This is a genomic window from Paenibacillus jepli (genome assembly GCF_047238105.1).
Classification (GTDB): domain Bacteria; phylum Bacillota; class Bacilli; order Paenibacillales; family Paenibacillaceae; genus Paenibacillus_D.
In genome coordinates this window covers 6,948,643-6,968,854 of the sequence record NZ_JBDFMD010000001.1, presented here as the reverse complement: position 1 = coordinate 6,968,854, position 20,212 = coordinate 6,948,643, and the positions used below count along the sequence as shown (strand labels likewise).

The 20,212-nt window shown below is 56.9% G+C and carries 19 protein-coding genes; 4 read left to right on the top strand and 15 right to left on the bottom strand.

Features of this window, described 5'->3' with window-relative positions; genetic code table 11:
• Positions 1–273 precede the first annotated feature (273 nt).
• Positions 274–738, bottom strand: a complete 465-nt coding sequence (locus ABC336_RS29885; protein ID WP_413242137.1) for a hypothetical protein — start codon at positions 736–738, stop codon at positions 274–276.
• Positions 739–980: 242 nt separating this feature from the next.
• Here ABC336_RS29885 and ABC336_RS29880 point away from each other — a divergent pair, with 242 nt between their 5' ends.
• Positions 981–2,135, top strand: coding sequence for a ParB/RepB/Spo0J family partition protein (locus ABC336_RS29880; protein WP_413242136.1), 1,155 nt, complete (start codon positions 981–983; stop codon positions 2,133–2,135).
• Positions 2,136–2,217: 82 nt separating this feature from the next.
• Here ABC336_RS29880 and ABC336_RS29875 read toward each other — a convergent pair whose 3' ends face one another.
• On the bottom strand, positions 2,218–3,048 hold the full coding sequence (locus ABC336_RS29875; RefSeq protein WP_413242135.1) for a squalene/phytoene synthase family protein: 831 nt from the start codon (positions 3,046–3,048) through the stop codon (positions 2,218–2,220).
• A gap of 178 nt (positions 3,049–3,226) precedes the next feature.
• Here ABC336_RS29875 and ABC336_RS29870 point away from each other — a divergent pair, with 178 nt between their 5' ends.
• Entirely contained in the window at positions 3,227–4,018 is a 792-nt protein-coding gene (locus ABC336_RS29870; RefSeq protein WP_413242134.1) for an ion transporter, read from the top strand.
• Positions 4,019–4,149: 131 nt separating this feature from the next.
• Entirely contained in the window at positions 4,150–5,313 is a 1,164-nt protein-coding gene (locus ABC336_RS29865) for an AI-2E family transporter (protein WP_413242133.1), read from the top strand.
• A 185-nt stretch (positions 5,314–5,498) separates the two neighbouring features.
• Here ABC336_RS29865 and ABC336_RS29860 read toward each other — a convergent pair whose 3' ends face one another.
• The 10 genes from ABC336_RS29860 to ABC336_RS29815 form a co-directional block, all read right to left on the bottom strand.
• Positions 5,499–6,485 carry an ABC transporter permease gene (locus ABC336_RS29860; protein ID WP_413242132.1) on the bottom strand — a complete coding sequence of 329 codons (987 nt, stop codon included), beginning with the start codon at positions 6,483–6,485 and terminating at the stop codon, positions 5,499–5,501.
• On the bottom strand, positions 6,482–7,999 hold the full coding sequence (locus ABC336_RS29855) for a sugar ABC transporter ATP-binding protein (RefSeq protein WP_413242131.1): 1,518 nt from the start codon (positions 7,997–7,999) through the stop codon (positions 6,482–6,484). Before ABC336_RS29855 ends, ABC336_RS29860 begins: the two co-directional genes overlap by 4 nt.
• A gap of 124 nt (positions 8,000–8,123) precedes the next feature.
• A complete protein-coding gene (locus ABC336_RS29850; protein ID WP_413242130.1) occupies positions 8,124–9,245 on the bottom strand; it encodes a sugar ABC transporter substrate-binding protein in 1,122 nt (373 codons plus the stop codon).
• Between the two features lie 506 nt (positions 9,246–9,751).
• The gene (locus ABC336_RS29845) at positions 9,752–11,047 is read right to left on the bottom strand and encodes a S1C family serine protease (RefSeq protein WP_413242129.1); all 1,296 of its coding nucleotides are present in this window, start codon (positions 11,045–11,047) and stop codon (positions 9,752–9,754) included.
• 172 nt (positions 11,048–11,219) lie between these two features.
• Positions 11,220–11,720 (bottom strand): pentapeptide repeat-containing protein, encoded by a 501-nt coding sequence (locus ABC336_RS29840; RefSeq protein ID WP_413242128.1) that lies wholly within the window; start codon positions 11,718–11,720, stop codon positions 11,220–11,222.
• An 8-nt stretch (positions 11,721–11,728) separates the two neighbouring features.
• Positions 11,729–11,875 carry a hypothetical protein gene (locus tag ABC336_RS29835; protein ID WP_413242127.1) on the bottom strand — a complete coding sequence of 49 codons (147 nt, stop codon included), beginning with the start codon at positions 11,873–11,875 and terminating at the stop codon, positions 11,729–11,731.
• A gap of 67 nt (positions 11,876–11,942) precedes the next feature.
• Positions 11,943–12,875, bottom strand: a complete 933-nt coding sequence (locus tag ABC336_RS29830; RefSeq protein WP_413242643.1) for a VanW family protein — start codon at positions 12,873–12,875, stop codon at positions 11,943–11,945.
• Positions 12,876–13,061: 186 nt separating this feature from the next.
• Positions 13,062–13,418, bottom strand: coding sequence for a HesB/YadR/YfhF family protein (locus tag ABC336_RS29825; RefSeq protein ID WP_413242126.1), 357 nt, complete (start codon positions 13,416–13,418; stop codon positions 13,062–13,064).
• Positions 13,418–13,936 carry a glycosyl-4,4'-diaponeurosporenoate acyltransferase CrtO family protein gene (locus ABC336_RS29820; protein ID WP_413242642.1) on the bottom strand — a complete coding sequence of 173 codons (519 nt, stop codon included), beginning with the start codon at positions 13,934–13,936 and terminating at the stop codon, positions 13,418–13,420. Before ABC336_RS29820 ends, ABC336_RS29825 begins: the two co-directional genes overlap by 1 nt.
• Positions 13,926–15,074, bottom strand: coding sequence for a glycosyltransferase family 2 protein (locus ABC336_RS29815; protein WP_413242125.1), 1,149 nt, complete (start codon positions 15,072–15,074; stop codon positions 13,926–13,928). The genes ABC336_RS29820 and ABC336_RS29815 overlap by 11 nt, the downstream gene beginning before the upstream one ends.
• Before the next feature lie 167 nt (positions 15,075–15,241).
• Between ABC336_RS29815 and ABC336_RS29810 the strand changes: the two genes are divergently transcribed.
• Positions 15,242–16,741, top strand: a complete 1,500-nt coding sequence (locus tag ABC336_RS29810) for a phytoene desaturase family protein (RefSeq protein ID WP_413242124.1) — start codon at positions 15,242–15,244, stop codon at positions 16,739–16,741.
• A 139-nt stretch (positions 16,742–16,880) separates the two neighbouring features.
• On the opposite strand, the gene ABC336_RS29805 is transcribed toward ABC336_RS29810, so the two are convergent.
• Genes ABC336_RS29805 through ABC336_RS29795 form a run of 3 tightly spaced genes read right to left on the bottom strand, consistent with a single transcriptional unit; the run spans position 16,881 to position 20,043 of the window.
• Complete coding sequence (locus ABC336_RS29805) at positions 16,881–17,246, bottom strand: response regulator (protein ID WP_413242123.1); 366 nt, start codon at positions 17,244–17,246, stop codon at positions 16,881–16,883.
• A gap of 35 nt (positions 17,247–17,281) precedes the next feature.
• Entirely contained in the window at positions 17,282–18,985 is a 1,704-nt protein-coding gene (locus ABC336_RS29800; protein ID WP_413242122.1) for a hybrid sensor histidine kinase/response regulator, read from the bottom strand.
• On the bottom strand, positions 18,982–20,043 hold the full coding sequence (locus tag ABC336_RS29795; protein WP_413242121.1) for an HD-GYP domain-containing protein: 1,062 nt from the start codon (positions 20,041–20,043) through the stop codon (positions 18,982–18,984). The genes ABC336_RS29800 and ABC336_RS29795 overlap by 4 nt, the downstream gene beginning before the upstream one ends.
• Positions 20,044–20,212: the final 169 nt, after the last annotated feature.

Genomic DNA, 20,212 nt, shown 5'->3' with positions numbered 1-20,212 from the left:
ACGTTGTGCGGATCGTCCTTCCGATCGCTGTGGTTCCCAGAATTCTTGAATCATAACCTCTGGATGAGGTTGAATTCCGGGAACCAAGGCGAACGCTTCAACGCTTTCTGCAAGAAAGCGACTTCGAAAGCATACGCCCTTCTCCAGGACAATTCCGCCCCACTTCCGGCGCTTTTTCACCAATCTTCTAGGAATACATGAAAAAGGACTGGCGCCCTTCTCGTCGATGCGATAGAGAAGGGTACCAGTCCTTTATTTTGATTGCTGCTCCACTCAGCTGCCGCTTGCCAGCCGACTGAGTGCGGGATATTCTTCGAGATAGCCGTGCTCTCTGAGCTCCAACAGTGCTTTGCGGATGCTTTGCTCGTCCTCTCCGGATTGGTCGGACATCTCGAGCAGACCGCTGATGCTGACATTGTCCTGCGATTTGCAGTACGTCAGCAAGCCCTTCGCCGCCCAGGACAAGCGGTCATCCTGGAACTCTCCCACCATTTGACGGAACAGCTTGTGCGGCACCAGCTTGAGCTCAACCAAGCGCTGCATGGCCGAGATCGCTTCTTTGATGGTCATCCGGCCTTTGCGCGCAACGTCTTTGAGCACAGGCATGCCAGCATCCGTGGCGTATGAGCTCAGTACAAAATACATCATCTGCGAGTAAATATCGAGGTCCGGCCTTTGAAAGATATCGCTGGATAGCGTAAAATTGCGGACTCCCGAGGTGCTGGTTTCGTTGTTCATGGTGTCATCTTTCTCCCTTCAAACGTTGGTCGCACTACTAAACATACGAGAAACGGAAGCAATATCCTCGTTTATGAAGAGGAATTAATCATCTCTTCCGAATTCTAATCTTCTGAAGCAGGCCGCTCTCTCTCCAAAGTGACTTGCTTATATGGCGGCAGGTTGCGCTATAATAGAGGAGCAGAGGACTGCGGTCGGACGGTTGGCCGGACATGACTATCAACGACAGGAGACGATACCGAATGAACATAGTAGATTTGCCTATCGAAAAAATAGAGGAAGACAAAGATCAGCCCCGCTACCAGTTCGATGAGGAGGCTCTCCAGGAGCTTATGAAAAGCATCGAAGAACTTGGCCTGCTTTCTCCGATCAAGGTTCGCGAGGCAGGCAAGGACCGGTACAAGATCATCTACGGCAACCGGCGCTACAAAGCCTGCCAGGCTTTGGGACGGGCCAGCATCCCTTGTATCATCTCCGAGGCTGCCACCGATCAGGAGATCTATCTCGAGCAGATCGCCGAGAACCTCACACGCGAGGGCTTCTCCCCGATCGAGGAGGCAGAAGCCTTCGACAAGCTGTTGAACGACCCCAAGTTCAGCAGCTCGGTCAAGTACCTCTCCAGCAAGCTGGGCAAGCCCGAGGCTTATATCAAAAACAAATGCGAGCTGCTCAAATTCGGCGCCCCGGTCAAAAAGCTCGTCGTCAGCGGCACTGCCATCCGCAAAGACAAGCTCACCGAGGATCAGCTGCTGCCGCTCAAGGATCTGCCGCTGGAGCACCGGGATCCGCTCGCCCTCATCATGGCGCGCGACGAGATGCCGGTAAGCGACATCAAGAAGATCGTCCGGCTCTTCAAATCCAAAGACATCTCGGCCTCGACCAAGGACAAGCTGCTCTACAAATCCGGTCGGGAGCTGTATGAAACCTGGTCGGTGTATGATCAGAACCGGGCCGAACGGGCCAAGCCAGCCGAGCCCAGATCAAAATCTGTCAAAGCTGCCAAGACGTCTGAACCGCCTCTAGCTCACGAACCCCTACCTACAGCTGCTAGGGATATGGAAGCTCCTGCTGAAACGGTCGGCCAGATTGTCTATCCCGATATTCAGCCCGGCGATATTCGGGATACGGCTGCGCGTGCGTCTGTACCCGATCAGCAGCCGGCAGCCCGTGATGAGGGGATGTCTACGCCCATGCTTATGCAGGTCGAGCAGCTGCTCAGTATACTGGAAGCTGCTGCTGCTCCAGCAACAGAGGTCTCGCCTTTGTTGGCAGAGGTCAGCACAGCGGACAAGGCGCGGTTGCAGGAATCCATTGAACGTCTGACGGTCAGACTGGAGTCTGAGCTCCACGGCTGGCGCGGTGTCCTGGAGGGATTATACCAGTCCACTCGAACATAGGCACCCCAGCACGTCAAAGGGGCAGTCCCTCGCGCCGATAAGCGGCGCTTGGAACTGCCCCATTTGCATTTATCTATGCGGATTACTGTATCCCATGCTCATTTACCCGGCTGACGATGCTCATCACATGTTCCCTCGTGAGCTTGCCGTCGCCGCTGCTTAGCGCCTCCAGCGTCCCATGCGCAAGTGCCAGCGGGATAGTGCAGAACTCGAGGATCTGGCCCGGCTTAAGCGCCTCCACGTAAGCATCCGCTTCTTGCAGGTTGTGGCGGGCATATTCGAACATCTGTTCCTGCGTCCAATTGTTCGGGAAGAAGCTGACCCCCCGCTCCTCATCCTCTCCGTAGTTGCGCAGGATATTGACCGCCTGCAGCCCCCGTCCAAAAGCAACCGCCTTCACCCTGTCCGTCTCTGTTCCGTCATGCCATCGCCATAAGTCGGATAGCAGCTCCCCTACCGCACCCGCTACACAATACGTATAGTGGTCCAGGTCTTCCCTGGACTGGATCAGCCAGTTCTTGTCCACCCAGTCAGCCATTCCTGACGCCATGACTGCCGTACTCTGCTTGACTAGCGGAGCTGCCGAGTCGGGACTCAACCGCACCCAGTCCTTGAGTCGCAGCGTTACCTCCGGCAGCGCCTCGGCATAGGGCGCGAACAGCCGATCCAGCTCCGCTTCCGGCTCTTCGGTGCCCAGCGCGGCACTGACATGGCGCAGCAGATAAGCTTTGCTGTCCCGCGGCATCTCGGGATGATCTTCGATCTCGTCGATCGCCCGCATGCACAGGTAAGCGGATGCCACCGCCTCCTGCAGCTCGCCGTTCAGCCGGCTGATCGGGATAAAAAAAGTGCGGCTGTTTGTAAGCAAAATATTCATTCCTGTGGTCAGCAATTCGTTTTGGTTGTTCAACATAGCGCTCCCTCTACTATTACGTTGACACTAATAGCGACTGTTTTCTTTAATTATAGCTACATTTTCATGCGTGTTCAAATCCGTGCCCATGACTTCTCTTCCTCCGTCGCTTATGGTACGATTCTTGGTGGTGCAAAACGCCGGCGAAGACGCGTGCCTAAAGGAGGTTATCCCTACATTGACGGTTAAACAATGGGTTGAACACCCCCGATTCACTACGATTGTCATCATTCTCATCGTATTAAATGCCATACTGGTCGGTTTGGAGACCTACCCATATATTTATGATACCTATTTCCCCTGGATTCAATGGGCGGACTGGCTGCTGCTGTGGGCATTTACGCTGGAGATCATCCTGCGCATGGTAGCAAGCAGGCCGACACGGGCTTTCTTTCAAGACGGCTGGAATATCTTCGATTTTGTCATTGTGGCCAGCGGGCATCTGTTTGTCGGCAGTTCATTTATTACAGTGCTCCGTGTCTTGCGCGTGCTGAGAGTCCTTCGAGCCATCTCAGTATTGCCCGCACTTCGGCGCATCGTAACCGCATTGCTGCTCACTTTGCCCTCATTGACGCATATCGCCTTCTTGCTGTCGATTCTATTCTACATTTTCGCCGTTACGGGGACGATGCTGTTCAGCACGGTTTCTCCAGAATATTTCGGAAGTCTCCATCTTACCTTGCTTTCCCTTTTTCAAGTGATTACATTGGAATCTTGGGCAAGCGGCATTATGTGGCCCCTTGTAGAACAGCTCCCGTGGGCCTGGATATATTTTGTCCTGTTCATCTTTTTCGGCTCCTTTATCGTCATGAATCTGATCATCGGTGTTATCGTCACCAACCTGGACAGGTCCAGCGACCACGGCAAAGAACAGCAAGGTGATCAGGAAGACCAGATTAAAGCGCTTCGCAGCGAGGTGAGCGAGCTGAAAACGATGATTCGCCAGCTTGGCGAACGGAAGCAGGACTGAGTATCCATGAGGTCCTTTTGGGTGTCAAATTGGAGGTTTTATTCTTATTTGATCTTGTGCGCCTATGCCGGATATAATGGAAGGACAGCTTACACCAGCTGACTACCCATAGATCAAAGGCGGGCTGAAGGATGGACTCATTGCGCAGAGGCACAGGGCGGTTCAAACAAATGATCCTGAACAACAAGTTTGTGTTGTTCCTGATGATATTGCTGCTCCTGGGCTTGAACATCTTTGTTTTTCATAAAATCTGGTTTATCTTCACGCCCATCGCGGTCCTTCTGAAGACGGTCCTGCTCCCGATCGTCCTGGCCGGCATCATGTACTATCTGCTCAGCCCGATCGTCGATTATCTGGAGCTTCGCAAGGTTAGACGAGTCTATTCCATTCTAGTGCTCTTTATCCTCATCATCGGCCTGATTACTTTATTGCTGGTTGCCGTCATTCCGATCATCTCGCATCAGATTACCAGTCTGATTACCGAATTGCCCGGTTACGCAGAGCAGCTCCGCATCGAGTTCCAGCTCTTCCTCGACAGCGGTATCCAGCGGCAGCTGCAGCAGTGGGTCGATATCGAAGCCATGGATCTGACGAGCAATATCACCGAACGTCTAACCGCCGCTGTGGAAGCCGCCTGGACCAGCATCGGCTCCATCGTCGGCGCGCTCAAGGATGTGATCCTGGCGATCATTACGTTGCCGTTTATCTTATTCTACCTGCTCAAGGACGGCAAGCGGCTGCCTCACTTCATCGTGCGCTTCTTCCCGATCGCGATCCGGCCCGGCACCCTGCGGGTGATGGGAGAGATGAATCAGCAGATCAGCGGGTATATCCGCGGACAGATTCTGGTCAGCTGCTGCATCGGCGTCCTGCTCTATATCGGCTACCTGATCATCGGACTCAAGTATTCGCTCGTCCTCGCGCTGATCGCCGCCTGTACCGCTGTCATCCCATACCTCGGACCGGCCATCGCGATTACGCCGGCGATGATCGTCGCACTTGTCACTTCGCCGCTTATGCTGATCAAGATGATCGTCATCTGGACGATCGTCCAGCTCATCGAAGGCAAGTTCATCTCGCCGCAGATTATGGGCAAGACGCTGCAGGTCCATCCGATTACGATTATATTCGTCATATTGACGGCAGGCAACCTGTTCGGCATCATCGGCATCATCCTGGCGGTTCCGGGTTATGCGGTGCTGAAGGTCATCGTCACCAACCTGTTCACGTATCTGACGAGCCGGTCCCGGCTCTACCGTGCGGAGCCCGAGCCTCATCTCCCTGCGGATCAATAGCTTGATTCAAGGTGAAACGGCTGTCGCCGTCCTTTGGCGGCGCAGCGCGTTTCATTCCGGAGAAATAGAAGCCAAGTAGATGTGTGAAAACATATACTTTCTAATATTTTGAAAAAAAACGCAAGTTCCGCCCTGACCGGATCTTGCGTTTTTTTATGATTGTCGTGTTTTTTATCGGCTTCATTTCAATGTTTGCGTCTGTAATAGGTGATCGCCAGCGCCAGCGCCAGCACCGAGCCTTTGACGATGTCCATCGCGTAGTAAGGCACCGACATCATCACGAGTCCGTAAGAAAGGATACCGATGAGCACCGCGCCGAAGAACGTCCCTAGCGCATTGGGCTTGCCGGCCCCGAGCACGGAATAGCCGATAAATGCCGCTGCCACTGCGTCCATCAGCAGCGATGAGCCGGAGTTGACCTCCGCCGTCATCACCCGGGCACCCAGCATGATGCCGCCGATCGTCGCCAGCAGCGCAGAGATCAAGTAAGCCGCCAGCCGGTAACGGTTGACTGGCAGGCCGGAGAGCTCGGCGGCCTCCCGGTTGCCGCCGATCATATACATATACCGGCCATGCTTCGTATACGTCAGGAAGAGATGGACCACCAGCACCAGCACCAGCATGATGATCCACGGCGACTGGCCGATCTTGCCGAAGATCGCCGGGATCGTGCCTGTAGCGTACTCGCCGCTGGGCATGATCATATTGGGCGAGACGGTTGCGCCGCGCGTATAGGTGAGTGCGATGCCCTGGAAGATGAACATCGTTGCCAGGGTCATCAGCATATCCTGTATCTTGAAGTTGATGACGAGGAAGGCGTTGACGACCCCGACGACCAGACAGAACAGAATCGTCAGGCCGACCCCGACTCCCAGCGAATGGCCGTGCCAGACGAACATCGAGATGACGATCGCATTGGCCAGAGAGGCGGTTGAACCGATCGATAAGTCGAAGCCGCCGACGGCTAGCGAAACGGTCAAGCCCGTTGCAATAATCGTCACGATCGATATCTGCCGCAAAATGTTGAAAAACGAGCTGCTGCTCAAAAAGCTGTCTGTAAACGTACCGAAAATCGCAATCAACACAACGATTGTCAGCAGTGTGCCGTATTTGTACAAAAACTCAACGAAGGAAAATGGCGTTTTGTCCTTGGTCCGTACCGCTGCATTCATGGTTGTCCTCCTCCAGTGCAATATACCATGAGCTCTTCTTCATCCGTCTCTGCCGTGACCAGCTCCCGTACAATCCGCCCGTCATACATGACGTAGATCCGGTCCGTGATGCCGATGATCTCGCTCAATTCACTCGATGCGTACAGGATGCTCTTGCCCCGTCCTGCGAGGCCGGCTATCAGCTCGAAGATGTCCTTTTTGGCACCCACGTCGACGCCTTTGGTCGGTTCATCGAACAGGTATACCTCACTGTCTGCGAGCAGCCACTTGCCAATCGCCACCTTTTGCTGATTGCCCCCCGACAGATGGCGCACAAGTGTACGATCACCGGGTGTCTTGATGCCAAGGCTGCTGATCATTGCCGTGGATGCCGCCCGTTCCTTCGCCGGACTCAGCCAGCCCAGCGCGCGCGTAAATCGGGCAAGCGCGGCGGCAGTCAGATTGGTCCTGACCGGTTCGTGCACGAAGATGCCCTCGCGGCGACGCTCCTCCGGAATCAAAGCCAGCCCCTGCTTCGCCGCTTGATGAGGCGATCGCAACCGCAGCTTGCGGCCGTTCAGCACGACCTCCGATACCGAGCCCGGACTGGCTCCGAACAGCGCTCGGCACAGCTCCGTCTTGCCAGCCCCTACCAGTCCAGCCAGCCCGACCACTTCACCCTGGCGCAGATGCATACGGATGTCCTGCAGCATCATCCCGTCGCTTAATCCCTGCACTTCCAGAACCGTTTTGCCTGGTGCAGATATCCTCTCCGGAAACTGCTGCTCCAGCCGCTGGCCGAGCATGTGCTGGACGACTGTCGCTTGATCCATCTCGTTCAGCCTTCCCCTTGCCACCTCCCGGCCGTCGCGCATCACCGTGATCTCGTCGCAGATGTCATACAGCTCCGGCAGACGGTGCGAGATGAAGATGATCCCCACCCCTTCTTCCCGGAGTTGGCGTACCAGCGCGAAGAGGCGCTCGGTCTCGCTGCTGCTGAGCGGAGCTGTCGGTTCGTCGAGGATCAGGTAGCGGCAGTCGACAGCGACCGCCCGGGCGATCAAGACCATCTGCTTCTCTGCCAGGGTCAGCTCGCTTACGAGCTTGCGGGTCGGGATCTGAACCCGCAGCCGGCGCAATACCGCGCTTGCCGCTTCGTGCAGCTTGCCCCAGCGGATGAATTGGCGTCGGCCCATGCCGTGCACCGTCTGATCAAGCATGATGTTCTCCCCGACGCTGAGATAGGAGACGAGCGCGGTATCCACCTCCTGGTAGACGATCTGGATCCCGAGATCTTTGGCAGCTCGAGGCGTCCGGATATGGACAGGTACGCCTTCCATGAGGATCTCGCCGACATAATGGTCATAAGCGCCGGCGAGCACTTTCATGAGGGTTGATTTGCCGGCACCGTTGGCGCCGATCAGCGCATGGACACTGCCGCCGGCTGCTGTGAAGCTCACGTTGGTGAGCGCCTGTACGCCGGGAAAAGCGATCGAGATGTCCCGCATCTCCAGATCGCCTGCTGAATGCTTCATGTTGGCACTCCTTCCCTAAACAGGATCGGGCGCCCTTATGTTATTCATAAGAGCGCCTTGGTTGATTCCGTTAAGGCAGCAGCCTTACGGTGTATATCTCATACAAAGGTTCTGGATTGGACGATTAGTTGCCTTTCTTCTCCGTCATCCAGTCTTCTTCAAATGCATCCGTCTCTCCCCAGCCAGGGATCAGATCGGCCAGGTTAACCATATTCACCGGCTCAGTCGCCTGCGACAGCGTCTCGATGTCGATCAGCGTTGCTTCCAGGCTGTATTCGGCCGGTGTGTCCTCGCCTGCCATTTTCTTGGCCAGCAGACGCATATTCACCTCGCCGATCATCATCGGATCGACAGCTGCAGTGGCGACCCATGGGCTATTCTCTTCCTGCATGATCTGGAGGTCTGCATTGGAGACGTCGATGCCGTAGATCTTAATCTCCGTACGGCCGGCTTCCTTCAGCGCGCGGGCGGCACCGATTGCAAAGGCATCCCATGTCGCAAAGATCGCGTCGATCTCGCCTTCCTTGTGCTTGGCCAGCAGTGCGGCAACCGCGTTCTGCGTCTGTACGGAGACATCGCCGCTGGCTGTGCCGAAGCGCTCGAGCTCGCTCCAGCCCGGGTTCTGCTGCAGCATGTCCTGGAAGACCGCATTGCGGCGGACCATCGGCGGGAAGCCGTCTACCCACAGGTAGATGATGTTCGCGTCGTCGCCTTGCTCTTCTTTCAAGCGGTCGAGTGCCAGCTGAGCAAGCGATTCGTCATTCTGGGAAGTGAGCGTCACGCCGTTAATGGCGGCCAGCTGAGGGTTCGAGTCGAACGCCACGACAGGCACGTCATTGTCTCTGAGCTTCTGGACCGCATCCACCGTTGCCTCATCGTCGCCATGCGAGATGATGATGCCGTCATAGTTGCTCGAAGCGGCCTGTGCGATCGCATCGTGGAATTTGGCGGCATCGCCGTTGGCCGTGAACGTGTCGACCTTGTAGCCGAGCGCCTCGCCTTCTCTCTTGGCGCCTGCCAGATACTGCGCCGTATGGTCGTCGCCGCCGATCTTGCGGATGACCATCACGCGCTTCTCTTCATCCTCCGTATGGTTCGCGGCGCCGCCCTCTACTGGCGCGCCTGCGTTCTCTCCCCCGTTGGCACCTGTGGTGCTGCTGTTCCCGGCTTGTCCGCCGCAGCCTGTGACGATCAGGACGACCGCCAGCAGCAGCATGGCCAGTTTTGGATACGTTACTCGGTTCATTGCTTTGGTTCTCTCCTTTAATAGTTAACTTTATCTTTAATACTAGTAATCCTATAGGATATATATAAAATCGTCAACCTCTTTCTTCAAAACCCCGAAGTTCCTTTTCCATTTAACGACAGAATCTGTCAAATCGCTTCGTCAGACGACAATTTATCTTACCAAAAATCTGCTGCTTTGGGAATAGTCTGTTCCGTTCCAAGTTGAAACGATTGCACGTCGCGCTCACATAGGTTCGCACTACCGCCCTGGACACAATAGATCCTAATTGCCACAACCCCCAGCCGGGAGCATGCCCTGCGGACACACGATCCGTTATTTGCTGGTTGTGTGCTCATGGAGCCCCGATTCCAGACCGATAACGGATCCTCTGTCCGCAAGTTGAGCAAATTACACGCTCATGCTCGACTTAGCTGCTACTGTGTCCGCTTGTGTCCGCTCGTGGGACGACTATCAAAAAAAGCCTCGGGCGCACATTACGGTGCGACCCGAGGCTTTATAGAGAGCTAGCCGAGCGTTGCCGCCTGGCTCCGATCGCCAATCCTGACGTCGATCGTCAGCTCCCGGCCCTCCCGGATAACGGTGAGCTGCAGCTCGTCTCCTACCGCAGCGTCCTGGATGAGCGCTGTCAGCTCCGAGGCGCTGCCGATCGCTTCGCCATCCGCAGCGGTGATGACGTCGCCTGGCTGCAGTCCAGCCTGGGCAGCCGGATCTCCTTCCTGCACGTAGGCAACCCCTACGCCTGCGTCCTGCGGCAGGCCGAGACTGTCACGGACCTGCGGCGAAAGATCTTGCAGACTGACGCCGATGTAAGGCGACGGGATCGGGGTGTCGCTCAGCAGATTGTCCAGCACCGACTTGATCGTACTGGTCGGGATCGCAAAGCCGATACCCTGGGCTTCGCTGCTGACTGCCGTATTGATACCGATCACCTGGCCGCTCATATTGAGCAGCGGTCCGCCCGAATTGCCGGGATTGATCGCCGTATCGGTCTGCAGCAGGTGCTTGTAATTGCGCGTCCCTTGCTGATCCGGGATGCTGATCGTCCGCTCGCTGGCGCTCAGTACGCCAGTCGTCACTGTATAATCCAGATCGTATGGGTTGCCGATCGCGACGACCCATTCCCCGATTTTCATCTGATCGGATTCCCCGAGTTGAAGAGCCGGGAACGGTGCATTGCCTTCAATCTTCAATACAGCCAAGTCGAGCTCGTAGCTGCTGCCGACCACCTGGGCGAGGAACGGTTCATCATAGCCCTGCATCGTCACTTTGACCTGCTCCGCTCCATGGATGACATGCTCATTGGTGAGGATGTACCCCTCTGGATCGAATACGAACCCCGTGCCAAGCCCGCTCTCGACGAGCCCGCCCGGCTCACCGCCACCCTGCTGCATGCCGTACCAGCCCATGCCGCTGCCGCCAGTGGTTCTGGACTCCGCACCGATCCGGACGACTGCCGGACCCGCCTGCTCCGCAATCTCGGCTACCGAGCCCGCGCCGGCCTGTGGATTATACGAGACATTCTCCACCTGGGTACTGTGGCTTCCAGAGGGCGGTGCGGCGTCGCCCGTAAACAAATTGTAGTGATCGGAAGCAAACATCAGGCTGCCGATCAGCAGCGCGCCCGCCATAAACGCCGGGAAGATGCCCCGGCTCCGCCGGGTACGGGACTGCGGCTGCGGCACGGCCTCCAGCTCACTGCTCCTGCCTGCTACGGGATAAACCTCATAGGCGGTGCGTTCCTCTGATTCCCTGTTGTAGCTGTCGTACCTGGATTTATCGTTATCATATCCGTTGATCATCTTGCATCCCTCCGTCTTGGCTTCGTGGTATTGTTCTATGTCCATAGAATAATCCCTACGCCTGAAACCAATCTGAAAGGAAGCTTATGACAGGTTAAATGTTTGCTGAAAGCAGGCTTAAAAAGGGGGTCAGCCGGATGCCAAATCGAAGGAGGTGACACGATATGTAGACCTAAGCGTCAACGATCAGACCGAGCAGCGGAGCAAAGGCTATCGCCTGCGCCGGGGCGATCCGGCAGCCGCGCAAGTCGCCCGGCTCGGCATCTATGGCGCTGAACTCGCAGGTGCTCAGATCCAAGCCTGCCAGCTTGACGCCGGTCAGCTGGATCTGATCCAGGTTGGAGCGGGTGAGCTCCACTTCCTGGAACGCCCCCTGGTAGCAGTCGGCATTGGCTAGAGCACACTGGTCGAATGTCACTCGTCTCAGATCGGCATACCGCAGGTTGAGATATCTCATATCGCAATGCGCGAAGCTCACGTGACGCAAGGTCGCATCCGAGAGATCAAGCCCCATCAGCTTGCAGTCACGGAACTCGACCCTGTGCATGACAGCACCGCTCAAGTCAAGGTTGGACAGATCGCAATGCTCGAAGACGACATCGACCCATTCGCTCTGATCCGCCCGAAATGCCGTAGCGTCGACATGCCGCAGCCGGAACGTATCAATCGTCACTTTGCCGGTCAGCCTCGCTTCCAGCCGCTCCTGACTGACCGCCCCGCGGTCCCGTACTGCTCCTCCGCAAGACGCTGCACCAGGCCGTCCGCAGTCTGTGCCGGCAGCTGCTCCGGCAGACGCGGTTTGTCCTGTTTATATTTGCTTCCGCTCATCATTTCCTCTCCCTTGCCGGTCACTTGAATCCATCGTTACCCTGCCAAGTATACCATGCTTCGGGTTTTATTGTCCGGACGATGCCGCCGTCTCTTCCGGCAGGGTGCCACGGATCATCCCCGGCACCTCTCGCGGGATATATTCGATGAGCTCGGTGGAATAGATCGTGACATACATCTTGCCCTGAATCGACATCGCCTTGATGAGCACCGGCTGGTTGTACTCGTTGCGGAACGTGAAGTCCGGTCCGCCCCAGCTTACTGTCGCATCGCGGCCGGCCAGCACATACGGCACACGTTTGCTATGGGAGTAGCGCTCGACGATCCGCAGACCGGCCCGGTCGGCCGCGTTGTACAGCGTCGAAGACACCTGACAGATCCCGCCGCCTACCCCTTCGGACAGTTCACCCCTGACGATGATTGGCGCATCCCGGTATCCTCTGCTTTTGGTGCGGATGCCCACTGTCCGGTTGAATGAGAACAGCTCCCCCGGGAATACGACGATGCCGTCGATCGCTTTGGCAGCCAGATCGATATTGTGGGAACGGCTGGCATTCCGGGAGTTATAATAGGTAGCGTAATGGCCGATCGGCTTTTCCCTGACAGCAGCCAACAGCTCACGATCCACCCTGGGATATACCCGTACCAAGGGAACCGCCATTGTCTTCCCGTCATCTCCCTTATGGTAATACCGATCGACAAACAACCGGGCAAACCGGTCGCGGTCAAGCGTAATGCCGATCTGCTCCGGCACGAGCGATCCTTGCGGGGAGATTCTGGCATCCTGCGGGGGCAGATAGACTTGTTTTCGTATCGATTCCGACAGTACTTCGAGCTTGCGGATATCCAACATCTGCAGGCCGGGGAGCGCGTAATCGCTCTCTTGAATCTCCATCACTGACGCATCCGGCAGCTCGATCTTCCATACTTCCGCAGGCGGCGTAAAAGGGTTCATCAGGCAGAATCCCGTAACCATCGTCCATGCGGCCAGCCAATTCATCGCCATCCCTAGTCCTCCTCTTCCTTCCCAGCCGATTCCGCACAGCTATACCCAATGCTGCTATTATGAGTCATGTCCATAGGATATTATGCAGGGACAAAGGACGAATAGCCCCGGCAGACTGCCCTGCCGGGGCTGACCATAAGCAACAGCTACCGTGCTCCGCCATCGCAAACGGAGATGCGCTTAGCGAACTTCCATGTGTATCTCTTCTCCCGCATCATCGATGGAGATATGCAGATCCCGATTGTCGAGATACCATAGCTGATCCTGCTCCATATAAAAGTTCACGCCTTGCACCTGAGCCTGCACTCCCGGCTGCCGGGGCTCGTCGCGCATGATGCCGAGCGAAAGGCCGGGCACGACGCTCCCGCAGCCGCCCAGCTTGATGAATAGACGAAGATGGTCGCCATCGCTGAGCGCCATCTCTTCCTTGTACCATCTCGCCGCCTTCTCTTCTACTACCAGTTTCATCGTTAGCCGCTCCCTCCGCCTGATCTTGTCCGGATCGCCGGAGCCTGTCGCCGCGCCCGGCCCATCCATTATGGGTGATCTCCCGTTCTGACCCCAGTATACCATACCCGCTTCTGAACGCCCACGACGCGCAACAGCCGCGCACGATTGTAACGCTGGACGATGATGCAGGGCATGTTGAACACCAGCATCCATCCCGCCAGTGCCGCCATCCCGCTCCACGTATTCCAGAACAGGAAGAGCGGCAGCGTCAGCAGCATGCCCCAATGCGTCCACTCGCCCCGGCGGGTCTCCTGGGCAAAGCGAAGCAGATATACCTGTGTTCGCGAGGCCAGGACAGACTTGGCAAAGCCGTCCCGGAACCACGAGCCGCCATCCGGCAGCCGGTCCTTCCAGCGTCGGATCCGGAACAGCCGTTCATACACCTTGCCTTCGCGCTCCCAGTGTCTTGGGGCTGTTAACCAGTTGTCCGTCCGAAACCAGGCTGCAGGCAGCCGGACTGCGATCCATGCGCCAAGCAGATGCACAATGAGCAGCGCGACGCTATTAAGCAGCCATTGGGTCTGTATGGACAGATCAGCGAACATCAAGCGTCCGGCCCTTCCAGCTGACTCGTCTAATGACAAATGAACAGACAGCTGCGTAAGCAAATATACCGATGAAAAAAACAAGAAAACCCGGATATACCAGTGCGGTATACCACCGGAATGTGCCTACATTGCGAAGCGCGAGCGCCACAGATGCACATGCCGTCAGATAGACACCCAGCGCACCCGCAGCTTGGGCGATCTCCCCGGCTACCCACAGGCCGGGAATCCCGCCTAGCTGAACCGCGCAGCCCAGCAGCGCCGTCATCCAGGCCACTGTCAGCGTCAGATATACGGACGACGACGCTCCCGCCCCGATAGCGATGCTCTTCGTCCAGCCGCTGATCAACTCCTGCCAGCCATGCGGGTACATCCGGAAACGGAGCACACCAGGCAGGATTGTCCCGCTTACCTTCATGCCCTGCTGCCGGAACCGCTTGCCCAGTTCCAGATGCTCCAGCACCTCCCGATGTACCGCATGATGACCGCCCACAGCTTCATAATCGCTCCTCCAACATACTGCACAAGGGCCAAAAGCCGTGCGTCTTCCCGGCAGCACACTGAGCGCCCCGCTCCCCGCAGCCAAGGCGGCATTAAAAAATGCCGACCATTGCTCCCGGAAGCTCGGCGCTTCGTGATAGGGCTGGATCGTCAGCCAACCGCCGCGCTGACGCAGCAGCCTGCCCACATACGCCACAAAATCCGGGGAGGGGCGGGTATCCGCATCCAGGAAAATGAACCATGAACCCGTTGCTTGCGCGGCGCCTGTCCAGCATGCCCATGACTTGCCCTGCCAGCCGGACGGCAGCGGCGGTGCCTGAACGACACGCGCGCCCATTGCGGCAGCAGTCTGGGCGGTACCGTCAGTCGAGCTGTCATCGACTACGAGTATCTCGACTCTGTTGGCTTGCTGCTGCTTCAGCAGCGGGAGCAGCGTTCTGAGATTGCTCTCTTCATTGCGAGCGGGGATGATGATGGACACTGTTGGCATCGCCGGTTGCGGCTTGTTGAAGCTGGATTTCCGGAATTTGCTGCTTGCAGACGACACTTGCATCTCTTGCCAACGCCGTCCTTTCCCCAGCAGCAGCAAGGCAAGCATAGTCCCGGCCAGCTGCAGCATCCACGTCGAGTCTAGCATCGCTCAAGCGCCTCCTTATTGATCGTCGACTTTTATTTTTTCAGGCCCCTGTATGACACGATCGCCATCCGTAAAGAATGGATATTAATGTAAGTTAGCGCCTTGTCTCTCAATACTCATAGCTAGCAGTATCGACAAATTTCGAAGATTCGAATCAGGAGGAACAGATGAAAAACAAAAAAATCGTAATCATCGGTGCCGGGCTCGCGGGGATGGCGGCGGCCATCCGGTTACGCGCGGACGGTCACGACGTGCTGGTGCTGGAAAAAAACGAGCGCGCCGGCGGTAAACTGAATATTCGTCAAGGGAAAGGCTATCGCTTCGATACCGGCCCCTCGATCCTGACCATGCCATGGGTGCTGGAGCAGTTGTTCGCTTCTGCCGGCCGAAAACTGGCGGACTACCTGACCCTTGTCCGGGTAGAGCCCCAGTGGCGGGCGATGTACAGCGACGGTGCCATCCTTGATCTGCTCGGAGATCTTCCCGCCATGCTGGAGCAGATCGGCAAGCTGTCCGACCGCGACCGCCAGCAGTTCATACCTTATCTGAACTACTGCCGCCGGCAGTATGAGCTCAGCATGAAAAGCTTCTATACCCGCAGTCTGAGCGGCCTCCCCGATCTGCGTCAGCAGCACAGCCTAAAGGAGCTGCTAGCCATGGATCCGCTGAAGACGATGACGCAGATGACCGAGCAGTACCTGGAGCATCCGAAGCTGCGCCAGCTGTTCAATTTCTTGATCATGTATGTCGGTTCATCCCCTTATGCGGCACCTGCCGTGCTCTCTCAGCTCGTCTATGTCCAGATGGGACTGGGTATCTATTATGTCGAAGGAGGCATGTACAACATTGCCAGAGCCATGCTACGTCTGCTGGACGAGCTTGGCGTGGAGGTCCGGACTTCCTGTGAAGTCACGGAAGTGCTGATCGCGGGCGGTCGCGCAGCTGGTGTTGTCGCGGGGGACGAGACATTCGAGGCGGATGTGGTCGTCAGCAATCTGGAGGCAATCCCTGCGCACCAGTCCATTCTCGCGGGTCACTCCCAGAGCTCGCGCATGGTGAAACGGATGGAGAAGTACGAGCCGACCGTCTCCGGCCATGTCATGCTGCTAGGTGTCAACCGGTCGTACGATGCTTTCAAGCATCACAATTTTTTGTTCGCCGACAATGCCCAGCTGGAGTTCGATGAGCTGTTCAACAAGAAGCGTCCAGCAGCAGATCCGACGATCTATGTAGGGATATCCTCGAAGACCGATCCCTCCCAAGCACCTGAAGGCAAGGAGAACTGGTTCGTCCTGACTCATGTCCCGCCGCTGGCGCAGGGCGAGAGCTGGGAGCGCTGGCGCATCCCTTACCGCGAGCTCGTGCTGGGCAAGCTGGAGAGACTGGGGGCAACCGGACTGCGCCAGCACATCGAGTGGGAGCATACGTTCATACCAGACGATCTGCGGTCGCTTTATGGCGCCAACGGCGGCTCGATCTATGGGACCGTCACGGACCGCAAGCTGAACGGCGGCTTCAAAATCCCGCAGCGCAGTCCGATGCTGGGCAATATGTACTTCGTCGGCGGTTCTACCCATCCCGGGGGCGGCGTGCCGATGGTCACGCTGAGCGGTCAGTTCGCAGCCGACCTGATCCGGGATGATCTCGCCAAGCAGGACGTCATCTGATTTCCTGACACCGACTCGGTCAGCTCGTGGACATGCATCATCGCTGTTCCTCCACTTGGCATAGCAAAAAGCCCCTGCCGGCTCGCCTCAAGAGACGTTCCCTGCGGGGGCTTGCGCGTAGCGACTCGCTCAGCAGTCATCAACGGCCAAGAGCCCGAGCAATCTTGTCAAGCAGCCGCTGCAGCTCAATAGGCTTGGTGTCGAAGTCATCGCACCCCGCTTCAAGGGCCCGGCTCTGGTCCGATACCATCGCATGCGCGGTAAGCGCGATGATCGGTATCCTCGCAGTCGCCAGGTCCCCCTTGAGCCGTCGAGTCGCTTCCAGCCCGTCGAGCACCGGCAGACTGAGGTCCATCAGGATCAGATCGGGCTGCATCCTGCCCGCCATGTCTACCCCCTGTTGCCCGTCCTCAGCCAGCAGGATCTCATAACCGCGGCGCTGGAGGCGGCGGGAGAGCATATTGCTGTTCATCTCGTTGTCTTCCACGAGCAGAATCTTGTGCATATCCCAGTCTCTCCTTGTATGTTGATCTTCTCTCACTAGACCAGGCAAGCCTTGATCTCATCAAGCAATTGCATCCGGTTGAACGATCCTTTCTGGATGATGTCCTTCACCGAGCCGTTAAGCTTGTTGCGGTCTTCTGCTGTAATCGTCTTGGCGGTAAGCACGATGACAGGAATCTTGCTCAGTCTCTCGTGAGCACGCAGCTCGGTTATGAATTCGAAGCCGTCCATCTCCGGCATCATCAGATCCAGCAGGATCAGGTGGGGCGTCTCCCGCTGGATGTGATCCAGAGCGAGCCGACCATTATCCGCCTTAATAGCAGTATAACCTTCCTTGTGCAGCATCCTGGTCATCATCTCGCTCGTCGTCTCATCATCCTCGATGACCAGGACCGAATGATGCTCCCGATCTGTGACGAAGCGATCCATCACTTCGATCAGCCGATTCCGGCTCACGGGCTTGGTTAGATATTCGGCAGCGCCCAGCGAATAGCCGAGCTGACGGTCGTTGGTCAGCGAGAGGATCACGACCGGGATATCCGCGAGCTCCGGATCACTCTTGAGCTCAGCCAGCACCGCCCAGCCATCCATGCTCGGCATGAGGATGTCGAGACAGATCACCTGCGGCTTCAAGAGACGTGCCAGACGGATCCCTTCTCTGCCGCTTTGGCTGAAAGCCAGCGACCAACTCTCCTCGGCCAGGTAACGTTCGATAAGTGTCCGATTGTCCGGTTCGTCGTCGATGAACAGGATGCTGATGCCGCCTTCGACGACATCTGCAGCTGCGTCCACGGCAGCCTCCACGGGCTCTGTCTGCATAGACTCTCGGGCGATGTACGTCATCGCTTGCGGCGGTTTGGCAGGCAGCCAGCAGGTGAACGTACTGCCGTTTCCCAACTCGCTGGTTACATCGATCCGACCATCCATGATCTCGCAGAAGCGCTGGCTGATCGATAGTCCCAGACCCGTGCCGCCGTATTTTCTTGTCGTCGAATTATCGGCTTGCACGAATGGCTGAAACAGCTGCTGCTGCTGTTCCAGGGAGATCCCGATGCCAGTGTCGCTGACAATAAAAGAGTAGCCAGGCACCCCTTGCCGGGACTCAGCCGCCACTTCAAAACGGATCTGGCCGTCCTGAGTAAACTTGCTGGCATTGGTCAACAGATTGATAAGGATCTGCCGGAGCTTGGTGACGTCTGTCGTCATCTCGCCATTGGCGGCATGGATCTCAAATGCATTGCCGCTCCGATCCAGGAGCGGCCGGATCGTCGCCATCACATCCTCGATCAATTCGTCGAGCATATAAGGCTCGTAGTAGACATCCATCTTGCCGGATTCGATCTTGGAGATGTCCAGGATATCGTTGATGAGCGAGAACAGATGGTTGCCTGACCGATTGATCTTGTGCAGATCTTCGGCAAACATCGGCTCATCCAGCTCCTTGGCTTCGTCCATTAACAATTCGCTGTATCCGATGATCGCATTGAGCGGCGTTCGCAGCTCATGGCTCATATTGGCGAGAAACTGGCTTTTGGTCCGGTTGGCCAGGATTGCCTGGTCATGCGCTTTTTCCAGCACGGCCGTGCGCTGGATCACCAGGTCCTCCAGATGGTTGCCCAGCTCCTCCAGCTCTGTCTCGAGAGCAGCAATACGAGACAGAGCTGTTGCTTCGCGGCGCTCTGCCTCCTGCCGCAGCCGGCGTTCCTCCGCCAACGCTTCTCTTAATTCCAGTTCATTCATGTCACAGGCTCCTCTACGATCAGCTCGGGCGTCTCTTGGATAAGCGACAGGTAGGCATCTACAACTTCCGGATCAAAATGGCGCTCACGCTGCAGGATAATCTCAGCGGTCGCTTCCTCGGGCGTCCATGCTTTCTTGTAAGGCCGCTCATGAGTGAGCGCATCGTAGAAATCGGCCAAAGCGACGATCCTCGCCTCAAGCGGGATCTCTCTGCCCGCGAGTCCCTGGGGATATCCGGTACCGTCCCACTTTTCATGATGGGAACGTGCGATCACGCCCGCCATCCGGAGCACCTCAAATGAACTGGCCTCCAGAATCTTGTAACCGATCGTCGTATGTGCCTTCATCCGCTCCAGTTCCTCGGGATCAAAGCGGCCGGGCTTGAGCAACAGCTCGTCGGGGATGCCGATCTTGCCGATGTCATGCAGCGGCGCTGCCATCGTGATCAGCTCCGTCATCCGTTCGGGGAGTCCCAGCCTGGCTGCGATCAGTCCGGACAGACGGCCCACCCGAAGGGTATGCCGGCCGGTCATGTCATCCCGGAACTCCGAGGTCTTGCCCAACAGCTGGAGGATTTCCAGCTTGGCCTGCTGAAGCTCGATCGTCCGTTGCTGCACGCGCTCCTCGAGCGTGCTCTTCTGCATGCTGAGCTGCAGATGGAGATACCTGGTACGGAGCAGATTGTTCATGCGCAGGATGACCTCCGTACGGTCGACTGGTTTGGTCAGGAAATCATGCGCTCCGGCCTGCAGCGCCTTCTGCTTGGCCTCGCTTGTTACGTCCGCAGTTAAGACTAGCACCGGCAAATAGTGGTCCTCGCCGCTAAGCTCCCGGATCATGCCCAGCGCCTGCATCCCGTCGACGCCTGGCATATGCCAGTCGAGGAGGATAATGTCCGGCTTGGAAGCCGACACCACTTCTCTGATCCGCTCCGGATCGACCAGCGGGATCAGCCGGGTAAAACCTGCCCGGCTGAGGATTCGCTCCAGCAGATGTATATTATATTCCTGATCATCGACGATCAGGATGGTGGCCGAACTGATCCGATCCTTGTCCATTGCATGTTCTCTCCCTATATGATTCTAAGGTGCGATGTCTGCTTACTATGTATTGAACGGGTTTCTTATCTATATAACGGCATTTTAATGTCAGGTTATGAATAGAGCAAGCGAATTCTTTGTGTAATTCGCCTCCATTCCAAACGAGGCTCGCAAGCAAGCTGAAAGT

Bases quoted from the DNA above. Each gene is read 5' to 3' on its own strand.
- ABC336_RS29845 (WP_413242129.1), bottom strand. From the start codon at position 11,047: ATGATCAACGGATATGATAACGATAAATCCAGGTACGACAGCTACAAC.
- ABC336_RS29805 (WP_413242123.1), bottom strand. From the start codon at position 17,246: ATGCACAAGATTCTGCTCGTGGAAGACAACGAGATGAACAGCAATATG.
- ABC336_RS29800 (WP_413242122.1), bottom strand. From the start codon at position 18,985: ATGAATGAACTGGAATTAAGAGAAGCGTTGGCGGAGGAACGCCGGCTG.
- ABC336_RS29860 (WP_413242132.1), bottom strand. From the start codon at position 6,485: ATGAATGCAGCGGTACGGACCAAGGACAAAACGCCATTTTCCTTCGTT.
- ABC336_RS29855 (WP_413242131.1), bottom strand. From the start codon at position 7,999: ATGAAGCATTCAGCAGGCGATCTGGAGATGCGGGACATCTCGATCGCT.
- ABC336_RS29795 (WP_413242121.1), bottom strand. From the start codon at position 20,043: ATGGACAAGGATCGGATCAGTTCGGCCACCATCCTGATCGTCGATGAT.
- ABC336_RS29865 (WP_413242133.1), top strand. From the start codon at position 4,150: ATGGACTCATTGCGCAGAGGCACAGGGCGGTTCAAACAAATGATCCTG.
- ABC336_RS29830 (WP_413242643.1), bottom strand. From the start codon at position 12,875: ATGAATTGGCTGGCCGCATGGACGATGGTTACGGGATTCTGCCTGATG.
- ABC336_RS29835 (WP_413242127.1), bottom strand. From the start codon at position 11,875: ATGAGCGGAAGCAAATATAAACAGGACAAACCGCGTCTGCCGGAGCAG.
- ABC336_RS29850 (WP_413242130.1), bottom strand. From the start codon at position 9,245: ATGAACCGAGTAACGTATCCAAAACTGGCCATGCTGCTGCTGGCGGTC.
- ABC336_RS29825 (WP_413242126.1), bottom strand. From the start codon at position 13,418: ATGGATGGGCCGGGCGCGGCGACAGGCTCCGGCGATCCGGACAAGATC.
- ABC336_RS29820 (WP_413242642.1), bottom strand. From the start codon at position 13,936: ATGTTCGCTGATCTGTCCATACAGACCCAATGGCTGCTTAATAGCGTC.
- ABC336_RS29810 (WP_413242124.1), top strand. From the start codon at position 15,242: ATGAAAAACAAAAAAATCGTAATCATCGGTGCCGGGCTCGCGGGGATG.
- ABC336_RS29885 (WP_413242137.1), bottom strand. From the start codon at position 738: ATGAACAACGAAACCAGCACCTCGGGAGTCCGCAATTTTACGCTATCC.
- ABC336_RS29875 (WP_413242135.1), bottom strand. From the start codon at position 3,048: ATGTTGAACAACCAAAACGAATTGCTGACCACAGGAATGAATATTTTG.
- ABC336_RS29815 (WP_413242125.1), bottom strand. From the start codon at position 15,074: ATGCTAGACTCGACGTGGATGCTGCAGCTGGCCGGGACTATGCTTGCC.
- ABC336_RS29880 (WP_413242136.1), top strand. From the start codon at position 981: ATGAACATAGTAGATTTGCCTATCGAAAAAATAGAGGAAGACAAAGAT.